Origin of the sequence: Streptomyces broussonetiae (genome assembly GCF_009796285.1) — a bacterium.
In the GTDB taxonomy this organism is placed as follows: Bacteria; Actinomycetota; Actinomycetes; order Streptomycetales; family Streptomycetaceae; genus Streptomyces; species Streptomyces broussonetiae.
Window position 1 is genome coordinate 9133541 of sequence record NZ_CP047020.1, and the last position, 16385, is coordinate 9149925.

The window sequence follows — 16385 nt, forward strand, 5'->3', positions numbered from 1 at the left end:
CATGGGCAGGCGCCGCCTCCGGGTGCGCCCGGAACCGGACCCGGAACAGCGGAGCGAGTCGTTCGTTGAGGGCGCCGACACGCAGGTCGAAGGCCGCTCCTCGGCCATCAGGGGGCGCAGGAGAGGGCGAGGAGGGGAGGGGGAGCAGGGGAGGCGGCGCCGGCCGCCCCGGTCGGGCCGCGGCTGGTGGCGAAAATCCCCAACAGGGGCCGGACGACTCGCAATTGTCGCAGCGCCTGCGGAGCCCTAGCGTGAAGTCGGGGCGGAGACGGAATCCGCCTGGCAGCGCGAGGAGAATGTCGCATGACGCAGACGTCGTCGGGACTCGACCGCGTGCTCGCCGTGGTGGCGCAGCGGCGGGCCGAATTCGAGGAGAAGCGGCACATACCGCACGATGTCGTCGCCGAGTTCAAGAAGGCCGGTATCTACCGGGCGAGCGCCCCGAAGCAGTTCGGCGGCGACCCCCTGCCCCCGGCGGAGTTCCTCCGCCGCATCGAGCGGATCTCGGTCGTCGACGGTTCGGCCGGCTGGGTCGCCAGCTTCGGCTCCTCCCTGATCTATCTCGCGGCACTCCCACGCGACACCCAGGCCGAGTTGTACGAGAACGGACCCGACGTGGTCTTCGCCGGCGGGCTGTTCCCGGTCCAGGCCGCGGAGCGTGCCGGCAACGGCTACCGTTTCTCGGGCCGTTGGAGGTTCGCGAGCGGGTGCAAGAGCGCGGACATCCTCGGCGTCGGCATCAAGGCCGGTGAGGACAGGGCCGGACGTCCGCGCACCGCGCTGCTGCGGCCCGACCGGGTGGAGATCGCCGAGAACTGGGACGTCATCGGCCTGCGCGGAACCGGCAGCCATGACCTCGTCGTCCACGACGCGGTCGTACCCGAGCAGTGGACGTTCCTGCGCGGCGGCGAGCCCACCGTCGACGAACCGCTGTACCGCTACCCGAGCGTGCCGTACGCGGCCCAGGTCCTGGCCGTCGTCGGCCTCGGTGTCGCGCGCGCCGCCCTCGATCATGTGATCGCGCAGGGCGGCCACTCCGGCTACACCGGTGCCCCGAAGCCCGCCGAGCGGGCCACGTACCGCATCGCGGTCGGCCAGGCCGAGGCTCGAATCCGGTCCGTGCGTGCCTTCTTCTACGAGATCACCGAAGAAGTGTGGTCCACGGTCGAGGCGGGCGACCCGGCGACACCCGAACAGGCCAGCCTGCTGCGGCTCGCCTCCGCCCATCTCGCCAAGACCTCCTGCGAGGTCGTACGGGCCGCCTACCAACTCGCCGGCATTGCCGCCATCGCCGACGACAGTCCCATGCAGCGCTACCTGCGCGACGCCTCGGTGGTGCCACAGCACGCCTTCCTCCAGGAGGGCATGTACGACGGGGCAGGCGCGGTCCTGATGGGCGTGCCGCCCTTCCCCGGCTACCTCTGAGTGCCACGACCCCTGTCGTCATCGTGCTGCGCACGGGCCGCTCTCTCGTCGACCGAGCGGCCGGGCGCAGCCGTCCCGCGTTGCGTTCCGTGACGTGGCGATGGCAAGCTGCGACGCTGCCCGTCGACGGCCCGTGGACGGGCGGCGAACGGGAAAGGAGTCGGAGTGGACGCACAGGACCGCACCCTGTCGGAGCCTGCGGTACCGGCCGACGTGTGGCTGCTGGTGCGGGCGCGGCCGGCCGAGTTACGCCGGTCCACTCGTGAACTGGCGGCAGCGCTCGCCGAAGCCCACGGCACCCGTTTCGCCCTCTGGCACACGGACGAGTTGCTCTTCGGCGTCCGGGACGGGCGACTGGTCCTGCACACCCTGGGCGGTGTGGACCTGCCCGCTCCCGAAGTGGTGTGCGTACGCCAGGTGCCCGGCCCCATGCACTACGACCGGGAAGTGACCCTGCTGCGCCACCTCGAGCGCATGGGCAGCACCCTCATCAGCCCCGTCGACGCCCAGCTCAGGGCCCGCAACAAGGTATGGCAGTTGCAGGAACTCGCCCTGGCCGGGCTGCCGGTGCCCGACACCCTCTCCTATGCCACCGCGCCGCTGGAAGGCGTCGTCCACAGCCCGCACCTGCAGACGCCGTGTGTGGTGAAGTCCGTCAGCGGAGCCAAGGGGCGACAGGTCTTCCTCGCCCCTGATCCGGGTCTGCTGCGCGAGCTGTCCGGCAGCCTGACACAGACGGCACCATTTCTCTTCCAGGAGCACGTGCCCCATTCGCACGGCCGCGCCCTGCGCGTGGTCGTGGTCGACGGGGAACCGGTGGACGCCGTCGAGCACACCTCCCACCACGGAGCCCTCACCGCGAACATCGCCAAGGGCGGCTCCGCCACACGATGCCCGGGCCGCTATCCGCAGGCGGCGGAGCTGGCGGTGCGTGCGGCTCGTGCCCTCGGCCTGGACGTCGCCGGGGTGGACCTGCTGTTCGCCCCCGACGGCGCCTTCACCGTCTGTGAGGTGAACGCCGTCCCGGGCTGGCGCCCGGAGATGACAACGGTCACTGCCGCGATCACCGCCTGCATCGCCCGCCGTATGGCCGCCCGCGGCGGGAGGACACGCTGACTCACGTCCACCGCATCCCGATCGCGGAGAGCCGCTGGACGCGTTCGGGCGCCAGGGTCGCGGCCCGGGAGCGCTGATTGCTGATCCACGTTCCCAGCTTGACCTCCTGCTCCTCCCACCGGCCGTCGCCCCGGGCCACGGCGATGGTCTCGATGTGCTTGCGTGGGACGAGCAGGTGCCCTTCGCGTTGGTAGAACTGCCGGGCGGCGGTGTAGTTCATCGTCCACCTGTCGCCCTGACTACGGCGTGCCCTCGGCTTCTCGTCCTCGTCGGCCGGCTGGATGCCGAGGATGTGCTCGAGCATCCACTGCTGGACGGTGGTGAGTTTGTCGTGGCCGAGGTGTTGCTGGTGCACCCAGCGCCCGAGGTCCTCGCCCTGGTGCACGACCACGCCCGACGACACCGGCAATGCGCCACCGGCTTCGAGGTGCCGGCGGGTGAGATGGAAGGCGCGTTGCCAGTCCAGTGACCAGGTGGGGCACCAGGAGGGGTCGATGTCGTCGAGCTGCTCGCGTCGGTCTTCCGGCAGGGCACCGGCCGTGGACCGGACGGGGAGCCCTTCGGCCCGCCGCCGCTCGAGTTCGGCGGCCTTGCGCGCGGCGGCCCTCGCGTTCTTCAGGAAGATCCCGACCTTGTAGCCCTGGTGCGTGGCGTCCAGGGGAGCGAGGGCATGGCCGTGTTCGGCGGCCCAGCCACGGACGGCGGCGAGGCCCTGTTCCCAGGAGGTGTCGTGGTGGGACCAGATCATGCCGAGTTTCTCGAGCTGCGCGACGCGCTCGGCGTCCAGCCGGCCACGGGCGTGGGCTCGTCGGGCGTCGGCGGTCCACTGCCCCAGCGGGTATCCGGCCAGCGCGCCCGGCCATCCCGCTTCCTCCGCGTCGGGCTGTCCGGGCACACGGTAGGTGAAGGGCACGTCGAGGTCGCCGTGGAGCCGGGTGTAGTGGACGGCTGCTTGGATGCCGCGGCGCCAGTGGGTGCGCTCCGGGTGGAGAACACGGAGGTTGATGAAGGCAGCGAGGTGTTCGGGGTCGCGCGGGGTGGAGAACTTGAGCAGAGCCCGTGCCGGCGCCGACAGGTGACCGTCGTCCGCGGCACGGCCGTTGTCGTGATCACCGGTACGGGTCTGGACGCCTTTGGCACGGCTCTGGGCCTGTGGTTCGGCGAGGCGTTCGACGATGCGCGCGTCGTGTGCCCGCAGGGCTGCGAGGAGTCTGGCGAGTCCGTCGTAGGCGCGGGAGGTGAGCAGGTTGTCGGGTGTTTCGCCGGGGCCGAGGAAGACCGGCACGACGAGAGAGGCGAGTTTGCCGTGGCCGGGCCGGGTGCGCAGGGCGCGGCCGACGGCCTGGACGAGGTCGGGCATGGAGCCGCGGACGTCGGCGAAGTAGACGCTGTCGCAGGCGTGGGTGTCGACGCCCTCGCCCAGCACCTTCACCGAGCCCAGGACGCTCTTGTCCACAGCGGTCCCGTCCTCGGCGGCTCCACGGGCGAACTGGTCGAGGACGCGTCGACGGTGCGGGGGCGTGTGGTCGCCGCACAGCCACTGCGCCCAGACCCGCTGCGGATAGCGGTCCGGTTCGGCCGCATGCAGGCGCCGGGCGACCTCGGGGAGTCCGGCCGCGAACGCCTCCGCCTCCTTGACCATGTGGTGGAAGACCAGGGTGCGGTGGAAGTCCTCCTCGGTGCAGGCCTTCACGAGCGCGGTCTGCAGGGCCGCGAGCCGGGCCCCGCGGACGGCGTCGGAATAACCTTCGATCCCGAGGAGCTGGGCGGCTTGGAGGCGGGTGTCGGTGACGTCGACGCACACCACCTGGTACGGCGCGCAGATGCCCCGGTCGATGGCGGCCGACAGCGTGAGCGTGAAACAGCGGCTGCCGAACGGCCCGTCCGGGTCGTCGTCCATGGAGGCCACCAGTTCTCCCGGTACCCCCCGCTCCGTACCGGCGCTGTCGTCGTCAGGCTGCCACAGGCGGGGCGTGGCCGTCATGTACAGCCGCCGCAACGCCGGGATCCGGGTGTTGTCGTGCACCACCGCCCACGGTTTGCCGATCCGCCCGGAGGTGCGGTGGGCCTCGTCCACCACGATCAGGTCCCACCCGGGCAGCCCGGCGGCGTGGGCCCGTTCCAGCGTCCCCAGCCCCAGCGACGCGTACGTCGCGAACACCGTCACCTTCTCGAACGGCCCGACCCGGGCGACCAGCTCACCGACGTCCGTCGTGTTCGGGAAGGACGCCTGGTCGCCGCGCAGCGAGGACACCCCGATCACGGGCCCCCGGCGCCCGCCCGCACGCCATGCCGCCTCGGTCTGCGCGAGCAGGTCCAGCGAGGGGACGAGCACCAGTACCCGGCCGGCCCGCAGCTCCTCCGCACCGCGCACCGCCACCAGGGTCTTGCCCGACCCGGTCGCCATGACCACCTGGGTCCGCAGCCCCCGCTCCGGCACCGTCGCCCCCGCCGGCACCTGAAGGGCGCGCAGGACCGCGTCCACCGCCTCGCGCTGGTGCGGACGAAGCTCCCGTGCTGCCATGCCAAGGGCCCTCTGCTCGAGGCGACTTCCACCGCCGCCGCACGACCGGACACCGGCGGGACCCACGCCACCGCCACGCGTCCGTCCGCGTCCGTCCGGACCCGCGCCCGGTTCCCTGCGGCGTCCCCTCTGATGCCAGGCAGCCTAGTCCAACGTGCTCCGTCACCACGACGATCACGGACTGCGCCGGTGCCCGGGGTGCGCCGCCGCGCTCAGGCCGGGGTACGGGGAAAGGCCGAGGGAGCGGGATTCCCCAATGACGTGGTAGCCGGTGCTCGTGTAGAGGTTCATGGCCACCTCGTTGCCGCCCCATACCGTGAACATCAGCGACGAGTCACCGGCGGCGAGGGTCGCCCGTTCGCCGGCCACCATCGCGGCCCGCCCGTACCCCTTGCCGCGGTGCTGCTCGTGGACGTGCAGTGAGAAGCCGTAGGTGACCCCCGGGAGGTATCCGTGCTTCAGCCAGCCGCTGCCCATCCGCTCGCCGGCCGCCTCGAACACGAGGAACGTGTTGTCGGGCGTGTCCAGGCCCTCGGAGATCAGGTCGGCGAAGTCGCGGTCGGACTTGCGTACGGCCTCCTCGGGGCTCAGGGCTCCCGACCGGACGATGTCGGCGATGTACGAGGCCTTCTCGGAGGCGAGCCACTCGGGGTATTCGGCCTGTGTCATCGGTCGTGCGGTGATGCCGTCGAGCCGGTCCGGCGGAGGAGCGACGCGCCGCGTCCTGAGCTGGCCGAGGACGGAGTACGTGTCGAACAGCCCCACGGCGGGCTCGGTGATCCGTGTGTACAGTCGGCGCGCACCGCGCTCGGCGCACCAGCGCTCGGCCCAGTCCCGGGCGGCCCGCTCGTGTCCGCGGCCGGTGTGGGGCGCGCTGATGCGGAGGTCGCCGATACGGCCCACGAGCGTGCCGTTGTCGACGGTCACGACCACGGCGACGTGGCCCACTTCGGTGCCGGTGTCCGTGATCTCGGCGACCGTCCAGTCGTCGACGCCGGCGCATGTGCGCTGCAGCATGCGCTCCGCGGCGTCCACACCGAGTCCGGCCGCCGCGTAGGAGGCACGCAGCCGCCGCTCGAAGTCCTTCCGCCATTGCGTGTTGTCACCGAGTTCGCTGAATTCCGTCACCTGATCACCCTAGCCACGTTGTCATGGACCTGAGCGGGTGGTCGGACGCGACGTGGCAGCAGTGACCGCGGCGTCATGCGGGTCGGTTGTGTCTCGGAAGTGCCGGGGCAGCCCGCCCGACCCCCAGCGCCGTCATCGTGGCCTGCCCTTGTTGACCTTCACCTTGGGGCAGGCCGCAGCATCGGTGGGGCCGGGCGCGATGCCCGGCGTGAGGAGGAGCGGGGATGGAGTTGCTGACCATCGGGGCGTTCGCGAAGGCGACCCGGCTGTCACCGAAGGCACTGCGTCTGTACGACGAGCTGGGCCTGCTCACTCCCGCTCGCGTCGACCCGCTGACCGGCTACCGCCGGTACGCCCCGCAGCAGTTGGAGCAAGCCCGGCTGGTCGCCTGGCTGCGGCGGCTGGGGATGCCCCTGGCCCGGATCCAGTACGTCTGCACGCTGCAGGCGGGCCCGGCGGCCCGGGAGATCCGCGCGTTCTGGGCCCAGGTGGAGGCGGACACCGCCGCACGGCGGGACCTGGCCGGCTTCCTCATCGACCACCTGTCACGGAAGGACCCCGTCATGGCCCCCACCGGCCAGCCCCTGCACATCCGCTACGCCGCGCTGTCCGACACGGGACTTGCCCGCGACCGCAACCAGGACACCGCCTACGCCGGCTCCCGGCTGCTCGCCGTCGCCGACGGCTGCGGCAGCACCGGAGCCCTCGCGAGCGCCGCCGCCGTCGAGGCGCTCAAACACCTGGAAACCGACGGCATCCCGGCCGGCAGCCTCCTCAACGTCCTGGAAGACGCCGTCGATCAGGCCCGGCAGGCCGTGCACGGCGTTGCGGCGGCCGGTCCCCGACCCGAGGAGGCGGGCACGACCCTGACCGCGATGCTGTGGACGGGCTCGCAGATGGCCCTGGTCCACATCGGTGACTGCCGGGTCCACCTCCTGCGCGACGGGAGACTCTTCCAGATCACCCACGATCACACCGTGGTCCAGTCGATGGTCGACGAAGGGCGGATCAGCCCGGAGGAGGCCCTGTCCCACCCGCAGCGGTCCCTGCTGGTGCGCGCGCTGGGCTCCGGCGCCGACGGCACCCCCGACCTGCGGTTGCATGATGCCCGGCCGGCGGACCGGTACCTGCTGTGCTCAGACGGCCTGTCCACCGTCGTCGCGACCGACGAGATCCGCCAGGTGCTCTCCGGCACCAGGGAACCCGAGCAGGCCGTACGGCAGTTGATCGCCCTCGCCAACGCCTGCGGCGGTCCCGACAACGTCAGCTGCGTCGTGGCCGACGTGCCGGCAGCCGGGGAGACACCCGCCTGAGAAGAAGTCCCGGGCCTGCGGGCGCCGGTGCGCGCCCCCATGCCGCGCTGAACCGGAGAAGTGATGGCCGAGACGGGCCCGAATCCGGCCCTACCGGGCAGGCCGAGCCGCACGATCGGTGCAGGGTGTCTTTACGGCGGGGCGAGACCGGGAAGAGACACCGGTGACGCCGTGCCGAAGGCGTTCACGCCCCCGGCACGAGCCACGCTGTTCTCCGGCGGCGGTGGTGCCATCCCGGCCCATCACCGTGAGCCAGTCCGGACCGGCCGGGCCGCCACCCGAGAGAGGGCACACGTGAGGGTCGTCATCACCGGCGCGTTCGGCTTCCTGGGACACCGCCTCGCCACCACTTTGCTGCAGACGCGGACCTTCGGCGGCGTACCGATCGAACGGCTGGTGCTGGCCGACCGGGTCGTGGCGCCGGGCCCACCGGTGGCCACCGACCCGCTCGTGGACCTCGTACACGGTGACCTGACCGACCGGCTCGCCGACATCTTCGCGCACCCCGTCGACGTGCTGTTCCACCTCGCCGCCGCGGTGTCGGCCGAGTGCGAGGCCGACTTCGACCTGGGCATGCGCGCCAACCTGGACACCACCCGCGCCCTGCTGGAGGCCGCCCGCGCGCAGACGGCCGCCGGTGGGCCGGTGCCGCGGGTGCTGTTCGCCAGCAGCCTCGCCGTCTACGGTGCCGGCCCCGGCCTGCCCCCGCCCGCCGCGATCAGCGAGGCGACCCTGCCCGTGCCGCAGTCGAGTTACGGCACTCAGAAGCTCATCTGCGAGCAGCTGATCGCGGACTGCACCCGTCGCGGCTTCATCGACGGGCGTGTCGCCCGCCTGATGACCGTCACGGTGCGGCCGGGCAGACCGAACGCGGCCGCCTCCGGGTTCCTGTCCGGCATCATTCGCGAACCGCTCGCCGGACTCCCCGCGACCTGCCCGGTGCGCCCCGACCTGGCCGTGGCCCTGTCCTCACCACGACGCGCCGTCGACGGACTGCTGTGTGTCGCGCAGGCCGAGCGCGGTACGGGGCCCGGCCGCCTCGAAGGCCGGCTGCCGGTCAACCTCCCCGCCCTCACGGTCTCCGTCGCCGACATGCTCGCCACGCTGCGGCAGGTGGCCGGTGATGCCGTCGCCGACCTGGTGACCATGTCCGCGGACCCCGCCGTCGAGGCCATCGTGGCCTCCTGGCCCGCCGTCTTCGACAACAGGCGAGCCGCCGCACTCGGCCTGCGGCCCGACCCGGACTTCCGGTCGGTCGTCCAGGACTACCTCACCGATCACCCCGACGCGGTCCACGGCACCGCACCCGCACAGCCGGCACGGCGCACCCCGTGACCGGGTCCCGCCCGTTCCCGGACCCGCGGGGCGACGCGGCAGGACAACGCCCGCGGCGGCCCCACACCGTCGTCAGGGGCGAGAGCGGAGATCACGAGCCTGCTCGCGCCCTGCGGAAGGGACCGCTGAGCCGCGTTTGTTGATCCTTCTCGAGGGCGACGGCGGAGGCGGACAGCAGCGTCGCGGCGGCGAGGCCGCCCCACAGGGCGGCCGAGCCGTGGGGGGCGAGAGCGGTGATGACGGCCGGCGAGACGGCGAGACCGAAGCCCGTGGAGAGCTGGAAGCGGGCGAGCGCACGTCCCAGGACATGGGCCGGGGCGAGAGCGGTGACGAGCGCGGTGGCGCTGCCGGCGTAGATGATCTCGCCGACGGTGCAGACCACGGACACCGCGGCGACGGCCGGAGCGCCCCAGCCGTGTCCCGGTGCGGTGGCCGCGAGGAAGCCGAGGTAGGACACGGCGAGGACCACGCCGGCGAGAACCAGCACGGTCCGCCGGGAGAAGCGGGACATCAGGACGGTGACCGGAACCTGCAGGGTGACCACCAGCACCGTGTTGGCCACGAAGATGGCCGCCGACCACACCGGGGACGCGTGCAACTGGGTCACCAGCACCATGGGCAGCGCAATTTCGGGGACGTTGAGGCAGAAGACGTGGACCACGTTGGCGGCCAGCAGCGCGCGCATCCGGGGCGCGGGGCCGTTGCCCCTGTCCTCGGCCGGGGCAGCGGCCGGATGCGCGTGCAGGCGGACCGACCACGCGAGTGCCGCCGCGGCGAGACAGGCGAGCCCGGTGACGGCTGCCAGCGCCCGCAATGCGGTGGTGCCGCCGGCCAGGCAGGCGGTGGCGAGCAGGGCGCCCGCGCCCAGGCCGGCGTTGCGCAGGGCGCGGCCTGCCGCGAGAGCGGCGTCGTGGTCCCGGCCGTGGGCGACCGTGGCCACCACAGCTGCATGGGCGGCAGGCCACGCCTGTTTGCCGGTCTCCCGCCACCTCGCCGTCCTGCGCCGCGCGAGCCTGCTCACGGCCCAGCGGCACGGCCGTTACGTCCGCTACACCCTCAATCTGCCCGATCTGGCGACCCTGGGGACCGACCTTGGCGGCCGTACTGCGCTGAGCGGCCTCCGCGTCTCATGTGTCAATCGGCGGCAGCCGGTCCAACGGTCGCTGCCGACAGCGCGGGGCCGCGGAACTCGGTCATCGCGTCGATGAGCCAGCGCGCCAGGTAGTCGGCGAAGGAGGACCGGGGCAACAGCCGGTACGTCGGTACCGCGTCGGTCTGCCAGAGCAGCACCGGCACAGGTCCCAGCGTCGTCGACACCGCCTGGCCGGCGCCGAACGCACGGGGGTGCAGATCCAGCGGGCAGCCCTTCTCCAGTACCTGCCGAGCGGCCGGACCGCTCAGTTCCAGCGTGGTGCGGTTGGCCGAGACGTCCACGACCGAGCCCGGGGCCCCTGCGAGTGCCTCCCGCAACTCGGCTGCCACGGTGGCGCCTTCGGCCTCCGACAGTACGAGCCATTCGTCGGGCCCGAGCCAGACGAGCGAATGGGGACCGGCCGCCGTCGTTTCGCCGCACCGCTGTGGAAGCGGTGTCCCGAGGGCCTTCTCGACGCGGGAGGCTGCCTCGGAGCCGGGCTCGACGCGCAGGTTCACCATGGTGATGAACGGCCGCTCGGCCAGCGTGACACCACGGTCACCGCTGACGGCGGCGGCCCGCATCCGTTGCTCCAAATGCGCCAGGGCACTGGTGCGCAGGGCCACCGGACCTGCGCCTGCCCCGATCGTCGGCTCAGCCATCTCGCTTGGTCCCTTCGGGGTCGTAGAGGACGGGATCGGCCACCTCGACGGGCACCAGGCCCTCGTCCACCGGCGCGATCAGGGTCTGGCCGATCCTTGCCCGTCCGTCGGCGACGAGGCCGAGGGCGAAGGGGCGGCCTAGGGCCGGGCTGTGGTAGCTCGAGGTGACGTGGCCGAGCATCGGCACCGGCCCTGCCTCGGGCGTGATGGGCACGTTCGCGTCGACGAGCTGGGTGCCCTCGGGCAGCCGGGTCGTGCGGTCGACGGGCAGCAGGCCGACCAGCTGCTTGCGGTCGGTGCGGGCGGTGTCGGCGCGGGAGTACGACCGCTTGCCGATGAAGTCCTTGTGCTTCGAGACCACCCAGGACATGCCGGCGTCCTGCGGGGTGACGGTACCGTCGGTGTCCTGGCCGACGATGATGTAGCCCTTCTCGGCCCGCAGGACGTGCATGGTCTCGGTGCCGTACGGGGTGATGCCGTACGGCCGGCCGATCGTGTGCACCTCCTCCCAGACCGCCGCTCCGTACCACGCGGCCACGTTGACCTCGTAGGCGAGTTCGCCGGAGAAGGAGATCCGGCAGATACGGGCGGGGACGCCGGAGGCGAGGGCGGTCTCGCGGAAGGCCATGAACGGGAAGGCCTCGTTCGACAGGTCGACGTCGGGGGCGAGTCGGGCGACGACCTCGCGCGAGCGCGGACCGACCACAGCGATCGTCGCCCACTGCTCGGTCACCGAGGTGCAGTGGACGTCGAGTTCGGGCCACTCGGTCTGCAGCCACTCCTCCAGCCAGTCCAGAACCGCGGCGGCGCCGCCGGTCGTGGTGGTCATGAAGTAGCGGTTCTCCTCCAGACGCAGCGTCACGCCGTCGTCGAAGATCATGCCGTCGGGCTTGCACATCACGCCGTAGCGGGCCATGCCGGGCATGAGCTTCTTGAAGGCGTTGGTGTAGATGCGGTTGAGGAACTCGCCGGCGTCCGTGCCCCAGATCTCGATCTTGCCGAGGGTGGAGGCATCCATGAACGCCACCCCCTCACGGGCCGCACGGCACTCGCGGGCCACGGCCGTGTCCATGTCCTCACCGGGTCCGGGGTAGTACCGGGGACGCTTCCACTGCCCGACGTCCTCGAACACCGCTCCGTGCGCGACGTGCCGGCTGTGGAGGGAGGTCCGGCGCTGCGGATCGAACAACTCGCCGCGCTCACGCCCGGCCAGGGCGGCGAAGGCCACCGGAGTGTACGGCGCGCGGTAGGCCGTGGTGCCGATCTCTCCGGGCGACGCCCCCGCACCGAGGGCCTCGGCGATCACACCGATCGCGTTGACGGCGGAGGTCTTCCCCTGGTCGTTCGCCGTGCCCAGCGAGGTGTAGCGCTTGACGTGCTCGACGCTGCGCATGCCGGCGCCGGTGGACCGCCGGACATCGGCGACGGTGACGTCCCGCTGCAGGTCGACGAAGTGGGTGTCCCAGCCGCCCGGTTCGCCGTCGCGGCCCGGTACCAGCCACACGGCGCGCACCGGGCCCGGGCCCCGTGCCGCACCGGAGGGGAGGGCCGGCACGGGGACCGGGAAACCCGCGTCCGTCGCGGCCCGCGCACCTGCCCGTGTCCCTTCCGCCAGACAGCCGTCGAGGTCGTACGTGCCGCGGGCCGCACCGACGACGTGCTGGTCCCGTACGGGTGCGTCGGGAACGAAGGCGACCAGGTCCTCGTCCCAGCGCAGCCCTCCCTGTCGCTGGCTGTGCAGGTGCACGACCGGGCTCCAGCCGCCGGAGACGGCGAGCAGATCGCAGGCGAAGGACACCGCCTCACCGGTGAGCCGACCGCCGTCGTCCAGGGCCTGGACGGTGACGCCGGTGAGGCGGGCGTCGCCCGCGGTGTCGACCACGGCACTGCCCGTCAGTACCCGCACCCCGGTCGCCGCGGCCACCTCGGTGGCCCGGCGGGACAGCTCGGGGCGGGCGTCCACCACGGCGGCGATCTCGATCCCGGCCGCACGGAGATCGGCGACCGTGTCGTAGGCGCTGTCATTGGTCGTGGTCACGATGGCTCGCGAGCCCGGCGCCACGGCATATCGGTTGACGTACGCACGCACGGCGCCGGCGAGCATCACCCCGGGCCGGTCGTTGCCCGCGAAGACCAGCGGGCGCTCGTGCGCGCCGGTCGCCAGAACGACCTGACGGGCCCGGATGTGCCACAGTCGCTGGCGCGAGACGCCTTCGGACGGGTCGGGGGCGTCGGCTCCGAGGTGGTCGGTGCGTCGCTGCAGGGCCAGCACGTAGTTGTCGTCGTAACTGCCGAACGCCGTGGTGCGGTGCAGGACGACCACGTCGGGGGCGGCGCCGAGAGCCGCGTGCGCGTCGGCCACCCACTCCAGGGCGCCCTGCGCACCGACCTTCTCGGTGCGCCCGCAGAGCAGCGAACCGCCGGGCTCGGGCTGGTCGTCGACGAGGATCACACGCGCGCCGGAGCCGGCTGCTGCGGTGGCGGCGGCGAGCCCGGCGGGCCCGGCGCCGACGACCAGGACGTCGGTGTGGACGTACTTCTTGTCGTACACGGCGGGATCGGGACGCGGGTCGAGCCGGCCTCTCCCGGACAGGGTGGTGGCGCACAGGCCGTCGTACAGCTCCGTCGTCGTCGCGGGCAGCATGCCCTCCGCGTGGGCGCCGTCGATCTGCAGCAGGGCGTTGGGCTCCTCGGCGCCCGCGGAGACGATGCCGCGTGCACGCCCGCGGTAGATCGACGGCGCGACCTCGGCGAGCCCGTTCGCCAGCATCGCCGAGGCGACGGTGTCACCGCGGTACCCGGTCAACTCCCGTCCGTCGAGAGTGAATCGCAGCAGCGTGCCGCGGTCGACACGCCCGCCGTGCCGGAGCCGGAAATGCTGGTCGGTCATCGGTTCCCTCCGGCCTGGGGCAGTTCGGGACGGGGTTCGCCGGGCCGGTAGGAGGCCAGCACCCGGTAAGTGACGGTGTCGCGCAGGACGTTGAACCAGCGGCGGCAGCCGATGCTGTGCAACCAGCGCTCCGCAAAGGGGCCCTTGGGGTTGTCGCGGTAGAAGACGTACTCGGCCCACTGTTCGTCGGTGAGATCCGCGGGGTCGGCGGGGTAGGGGACGTGGGCCTGTCCGCCGTAGTGGTACTCGGTCTCGTCCCGCGGACCGCACCAGGGGCAGGTGATCAGCAGCACGGTGTCCTTCTCTCAACGGGCTCTCAGTGGGCCACGGCTGCTGCGCCGTGTTCGTCGATCAACGCGCCCGTCGCGAACCGTTCCAGGGCGAAGGGGGCGTTCAGCGGATGTGGTTCCCCCGTCGCGATGGTGTGGGCGAAGGTCCAGCCGGCCGCCGGGGTGGCCTTGAAACCGCCGGTGCCCCAGCCGCAGTTGACGTAGAGGTTCTCGACGGGGGTGGTGCCGATGATCGGGGAGGCGTCCGGGGTGACGTCGACGATGCCGCCCCAGGTCCGCAGCACGTGCGCGCGGGCGAAGACGGGGAACAGCTCGACGGCGGCGGCCATCTGCTGCTCGATCACATGGAAGGAGCCGCGCTGTCCGTAGCCGTTGTACGCGTCCACGCCCGCGCCCATCACCAGCTCGCCCTTGTGCGCCTGGGAGACGTAGACGTGCACGTGGTTCGACATCACGACGGTGGGGTGCACCGGTTCGTGCAGCTCCGAGACCAGCGCCTGCAGCGGATGGGACTGCACCGGCAGCCGGAAACCGGCGCGCTGCGCCAGCACGCTGCTGTGCCCGGCGGCCGCGAGGCCGACCCGGCCGGCGAGGATGCGGCCGCGGCTGGTCTCGACGCCCACGACCCGGTCGCCGTCCTTGAGGAAGCCGGTGACCTCACAGCCCTGGATCAGGTCCACGCCCATGTCGTCGGCACGGCGGGCCAGGGCCCAGGCGACATGGTCGTGTTTGGCGATGCCGGCCCGCGGCTGGAAGGTGGCGCCGAGGACCGGATACCGGGTGCGGGGCGAGATGTTGAGGATGGGGCAGACGTCGGCGACCTCGTCCGGCTCCAGCCACTGGGCGTCGACACCGTTGAGGCGGTTGGCGCCCACGCGCCGCACGCCCTCGCGGACGTCCTGCAGGGTGTGGGCGAGGTTGAGGACGCCGCGCTGGCTGAACAGGAAGTCGTAGTCCAGCTCCTCGGGGAGCCGCTCCCACAGCTTGAGCGCGTGCTCGTAGATCGCCGCGCTCTGGTCCCACAGGTAGTTCGAGCGGATGATGGTGGTGTTGCGTGCCATGTTGCCGCCGGCCAGCCAGCCCTTCTCGAGGACGGCGACGTTGGTGATGCCGTGGTTCCTGGCGAGGTAGTAGGCGGTGGCCAGGCCGTGGCCTCCGGCGCCGACGACGACGACGTCGTACGAGGCGCGCGGCTCGGGGGTGCGCCACAGGAAGTCCGGATGCTCCGGCAGCGGCTCGGCGGTCATGCCGCGTCCCCCTGCAGGTGGGGGTAGAGGGGGAACGCGGAGGCGAGCTTCTCGACGCGGTCGCGCAGCAGGTCCGCGCGCTCGTCGCCGATCCGCTCCTCCTTCAAGGCCTGGGCGACGATGTCGGCGACCTCCCGGAACTCCGCCTCGCCGAAGCCCCGGGTGGCCAGGGCCGGGGTGCCGATGCGCAGGCCCGAGGAGACCATCGGCGGGCGGGGATCGAACGGTACGGCGTTGCGGTTGACGGTGATTCCGATGCGGTGCAGCCGGTCCTCGGCCTGCTTCCCGTCCAGTGCGGAACCGCGCAGGTCGACCAGGACCAGATGGACCTCGGTGCCGCCGGTCAGTACCGTGATCCCGGACTCGGCCACGTCGTCGGCCAGCAGCCGGCCGGCGAGCGTCCGGGCGCCGTTCAGGGTGCGCCGCTGGCGCTCCCTGAACTCCTCGCTCGCCGCCACCTTGAAGGCCACGGCCTTCGCCGCGACAACGTGCTCGAGCGGTCCGCCCTGCTGGCCGGGGAAGACCGCGGAGTTGATCTTCTTGGCCAGGCCGGCCCACCTGAGGATCACGCCTCCGCGCGGGCCGCCGAGGGTCTTGTGCGTGGTCGTCGTGACGACATCGGCGTACGGCACCGGGCTCGGGTGCAGACCGGCGGCCACCAGCCCGGCGAAGTGGGCCATGTCCACCATGAGGTAGGCCCCCACCTCGTCGGCGATCCGGCGGAACGCGGCGAAGTCCAGGCGGCGGGGGTAGGCCGACCACCCCGCGACGATCATCCTGGGCCGGTGGGCCAGAGCGAGCTGCTCGACCTCGTCCATGTCGATGCGCATGTCGGACTCGCGCACGTGGTACGGCACGACGTTGTACAGCTTGCCGGAGTAGTTGATGCGCATGCCGTGGGTGAGGTGCCCACCGTGTGCCAGGTCGAGGCCCAGGATCGTGTCGCCGGGCTCGAGCAGCGCGAACATCGCGGCCGCGTTGGCCTGGGCACCCGAGTGCGGCTGCACGTTCGCGGCCTCGGCGCCGAACAGCTCCTTGACCCGGTCCATGGCCAACTGCTCGATGACATCGACGTGTTCGCAGCCGCCGTAGTAGCGGCGGCCCGGGTAGCCCTCGGCGTACTTGTTCGTCAGCACCGAGCCCTGGGCCTCCATGACGGCCGCCGGGGCGAAGTTCTCCGAGGCGATCATCTCGAGCGTCGACTGCTGGCGGTGCAGCTCGGCGTTCACCGCGGTGGCGACTTCCGGGTCGAGCCGGCCGAGCGGGAGGGTGAGGGGGGAGTCGAATGTGCTGGTCGACGGGGTCGTTGCCATCTGTCCACCA

Annotated in this window: 11 protein-coding genes and 1 pseudogene; 4 read left to right on the plus strand and 8 right to left on the minus strand. The window is 72.1% G+C overall.

Translation table 11 applies throughout. The annotated features are described in order from the left end of the window. Nucleotides 1-303: 303 nt before the first annotated feature. Both GQF42_RS41605 and GQF42_RS41610 read left to right on the plus strand, forming a co-directional pair. Nucleotides 304-1425, plus strand: a complete 1122-nt coding sequence (locus GQF42_RS41605) for an acyl-CoA dehydrogenase family protein (protein ID WP_158928743.1) — start codon at nucleotides 304-306, stop codon at nucleotides 1423-1425. Between the two features lie 165 nt (nucleotides 1426-1590). After that, a complete protein-coding gene (locus GQF42_RS41610; protein ID WP_233273667.1) occupies nucleotides 1591-2541 on the plus strand; it encodes a RimK family alpha-L-glutamate ligase in 951 nt (316 codons plus the stop codon). Nucleotide 2542: 1 nt separating this feature from the next. Here GQF42_RS41610 and GQF42_RS41615 read toward each other — a convergent pair whose 3' ends face one another. Further along, nucleotides 2543-5065 (minus strand): DEAD/DEAH box helicase, encoded by a 2523-nt coding sequence (locus tag GQF42_RS41615; RefSeq protein ID WP_158928745.1) that lies wholly within the window; start codon nucleotides 5063-5065, stop codon nucleotides 2543-2545. A gap of 174 nt (nucleotides 5066-5239) precedes the next feature. Next, the gene (locus tag GQF42_RS41620) at nucleotides 5240-6193 is read right to left on the minus strand and encodes a GNAT family N-acetyltransferase (protein ID WP_158928747.1); all 954 of its coding nucleotides are present in this window, start codon (nucleotides 6191-6193) and stop codon (nucleotides 5240-5242) included. Nucleotides 6194-6417: 224 nt separating this feature from the next. Between GQF42_RS41620 and GQF42_RS41625 the strand changes: the two genes are divergently transcribed. Both GQF42_RS41625 and denD read left to right on the plus strand, forming a co-directional pair. Beyond that, the gene (locus GQF42_RS41625; protein ID WP_158928749.1) at nucleotides 6418-7506 is read left to right on the plus strand and encodes a protein phosphatase 2C domain-containing protein; all 1089 of its coding nucleotides are present in this window, start codon (nucleotides 6418-6420) and stop codon (nucleotides 7504-7506) included. A gap of 294 nt (nucleotides 7507-7800) precedes the next feature. Next, complete coding sequence (gene denD, locus GQF42_RS41630; protein WP_158928751.1) at nucleotides 7801-8841, plus strand: D-erythronate dehydrogenase; 1041 nt, start codon at nucleotides 7801-7803, stop codon at nucleotides 8839-8841. Between the two features lie 91 nt (nucleotides 8842-8932). Here the strand turns inward: denD and GQF42_RS41635 are convergent. From GQF42_RS41635 to glyA, 6 genes and pseudogenes are all read right to left on the minus strand, one after another. Then, nucleotides 8933-9817, minus strand: a pseudogene (locus GQF42_RS41635) (MFS transporter); the annotation flags it as partial. Nucleotides 9818-9975: 158 nt separating this feature from the next. Further along, nucleotides 9976-10635: a sarcosine oxidase subunit gamma gene (locus tag GQF42_RS41645; RefSeq protein WP_158928753.1), complete on the minus strand. Its 660-nt coding sequence runs from the start codon at nucleotides 10633-10635 to the stop codon at nucleotides 9976-9978. Further along, the gene (locus tag GQF42_RS41650) at nucleotides 10628-13525 is read right to left on the minus strand and encodes a sarcosine oxidase subunit alpha family protein (RefSeq protein ID WP_158928755.1); all 2898 of its coding nucleotides are present in this window, start codon (nucleotides 13523-13525) and stop codon (nucleotides 10628-10630) included. Before GQF42_RS41650 ends, GQF42_RS41645 begins: the two co-directional genes overlap by 8 nt. Further along, nucleotides 13522-13818 carry a sarcosine oxidase subunit delta gene (locus GQF42_RS41655; protein WP_158928757.1) on the minus strand — a complete coding sequence of 99 codons (297 nt, stop codon included), beginning with the start codon at nucleotides 13816-13818 and terminating at the stop codon, nucleotides 13522-13524. Before GQF42_RS41655 ends, GQF42_RS41650 begins: the two co-directional genes overlap by 4 nt. 23 nt (nucleotides 13819-13841) lie before the next feature. Further along, nucleotides 13842-15062, minus strand: coding sequence for a sarcosine oxidase subunit beta family protein (locus tag GQF42_RS41660; protein ID WP_158928759.1), 1221 nt, complete (start codon nucleotides 15060-15062; stop codon nucleotides 13842-13844). Beyond that, nucleotides 15059-16375 carry a serine hydroxymethyltransferase gene (glyA, locus tag GQF42_RS41665; protein ID WP_158928760.1) on the minus strand — a complete coding sequence of 439 codons (1317 nt, stop codon included), beginning with the start codon at nucleotides 16373-16375 and terminating at the stop codon, nucleotides 15059-15061. The genes GQF42_RS41660 and glyA overlap by 4 nt, the downstream gene beginning before the upstream one ends. Nucleotides 16376-16385 lie beyond the last annotated feature (10 nt).

Bases quoted from the DNA above. Each gene is read 5' to 3' on its own strand.
- GQF42_RS41605 (WP_158928743.1), top strand. From the start codon at position 304: ATGACGCAGACGTCGTCGGGACTCGACCGCGTGCTCGCCGTGGTGGCG.
- GQF42_RS41615 (WP_158928745.1), bottom strand. From the start codon at position 5,065: ATGGCAGCACGGGAGCTTCGTCCGCACCAGCGCGAGGCGGTGGACGCG.
- GQF42_RS41625 (WP_158928749.1), top strand. From the start codon at position 6,418: ATGGAGTTGCTGACCATCGGGGCGTTCGCGAAGGCGACCCGGCTGTCA.
- GQF42_RS41645 (WP_158928753.1), bottom strand. From the start codon at position 10,635: ATGGCTGAGCCGACGATCGGGGCAGGCGCAGGTCCGGTGGCCCTGCGC.
- GQF42_RS41650 (WP_158928755.1), bottom strand. From the start codon at position 13,525: ATGACCGACCAGCATTTCCGGCTCCGGCACGGCGGGCGTGTCGACCGC.
- GQF42_RS41660 (WP_158928759.1), bottom strand. From the start codon at position 15,062: ATGACCGCCGAGCCGCTGCCGGAGCATCCGGACTTCCTGTGGCGCACC.
- glyA (WP_158928760.1), bottom strand. From the start codon at position 16,375: ATGGCAACGACCCCGTCGACCAGCACATTCGACTCCCCCCTCACCCTC.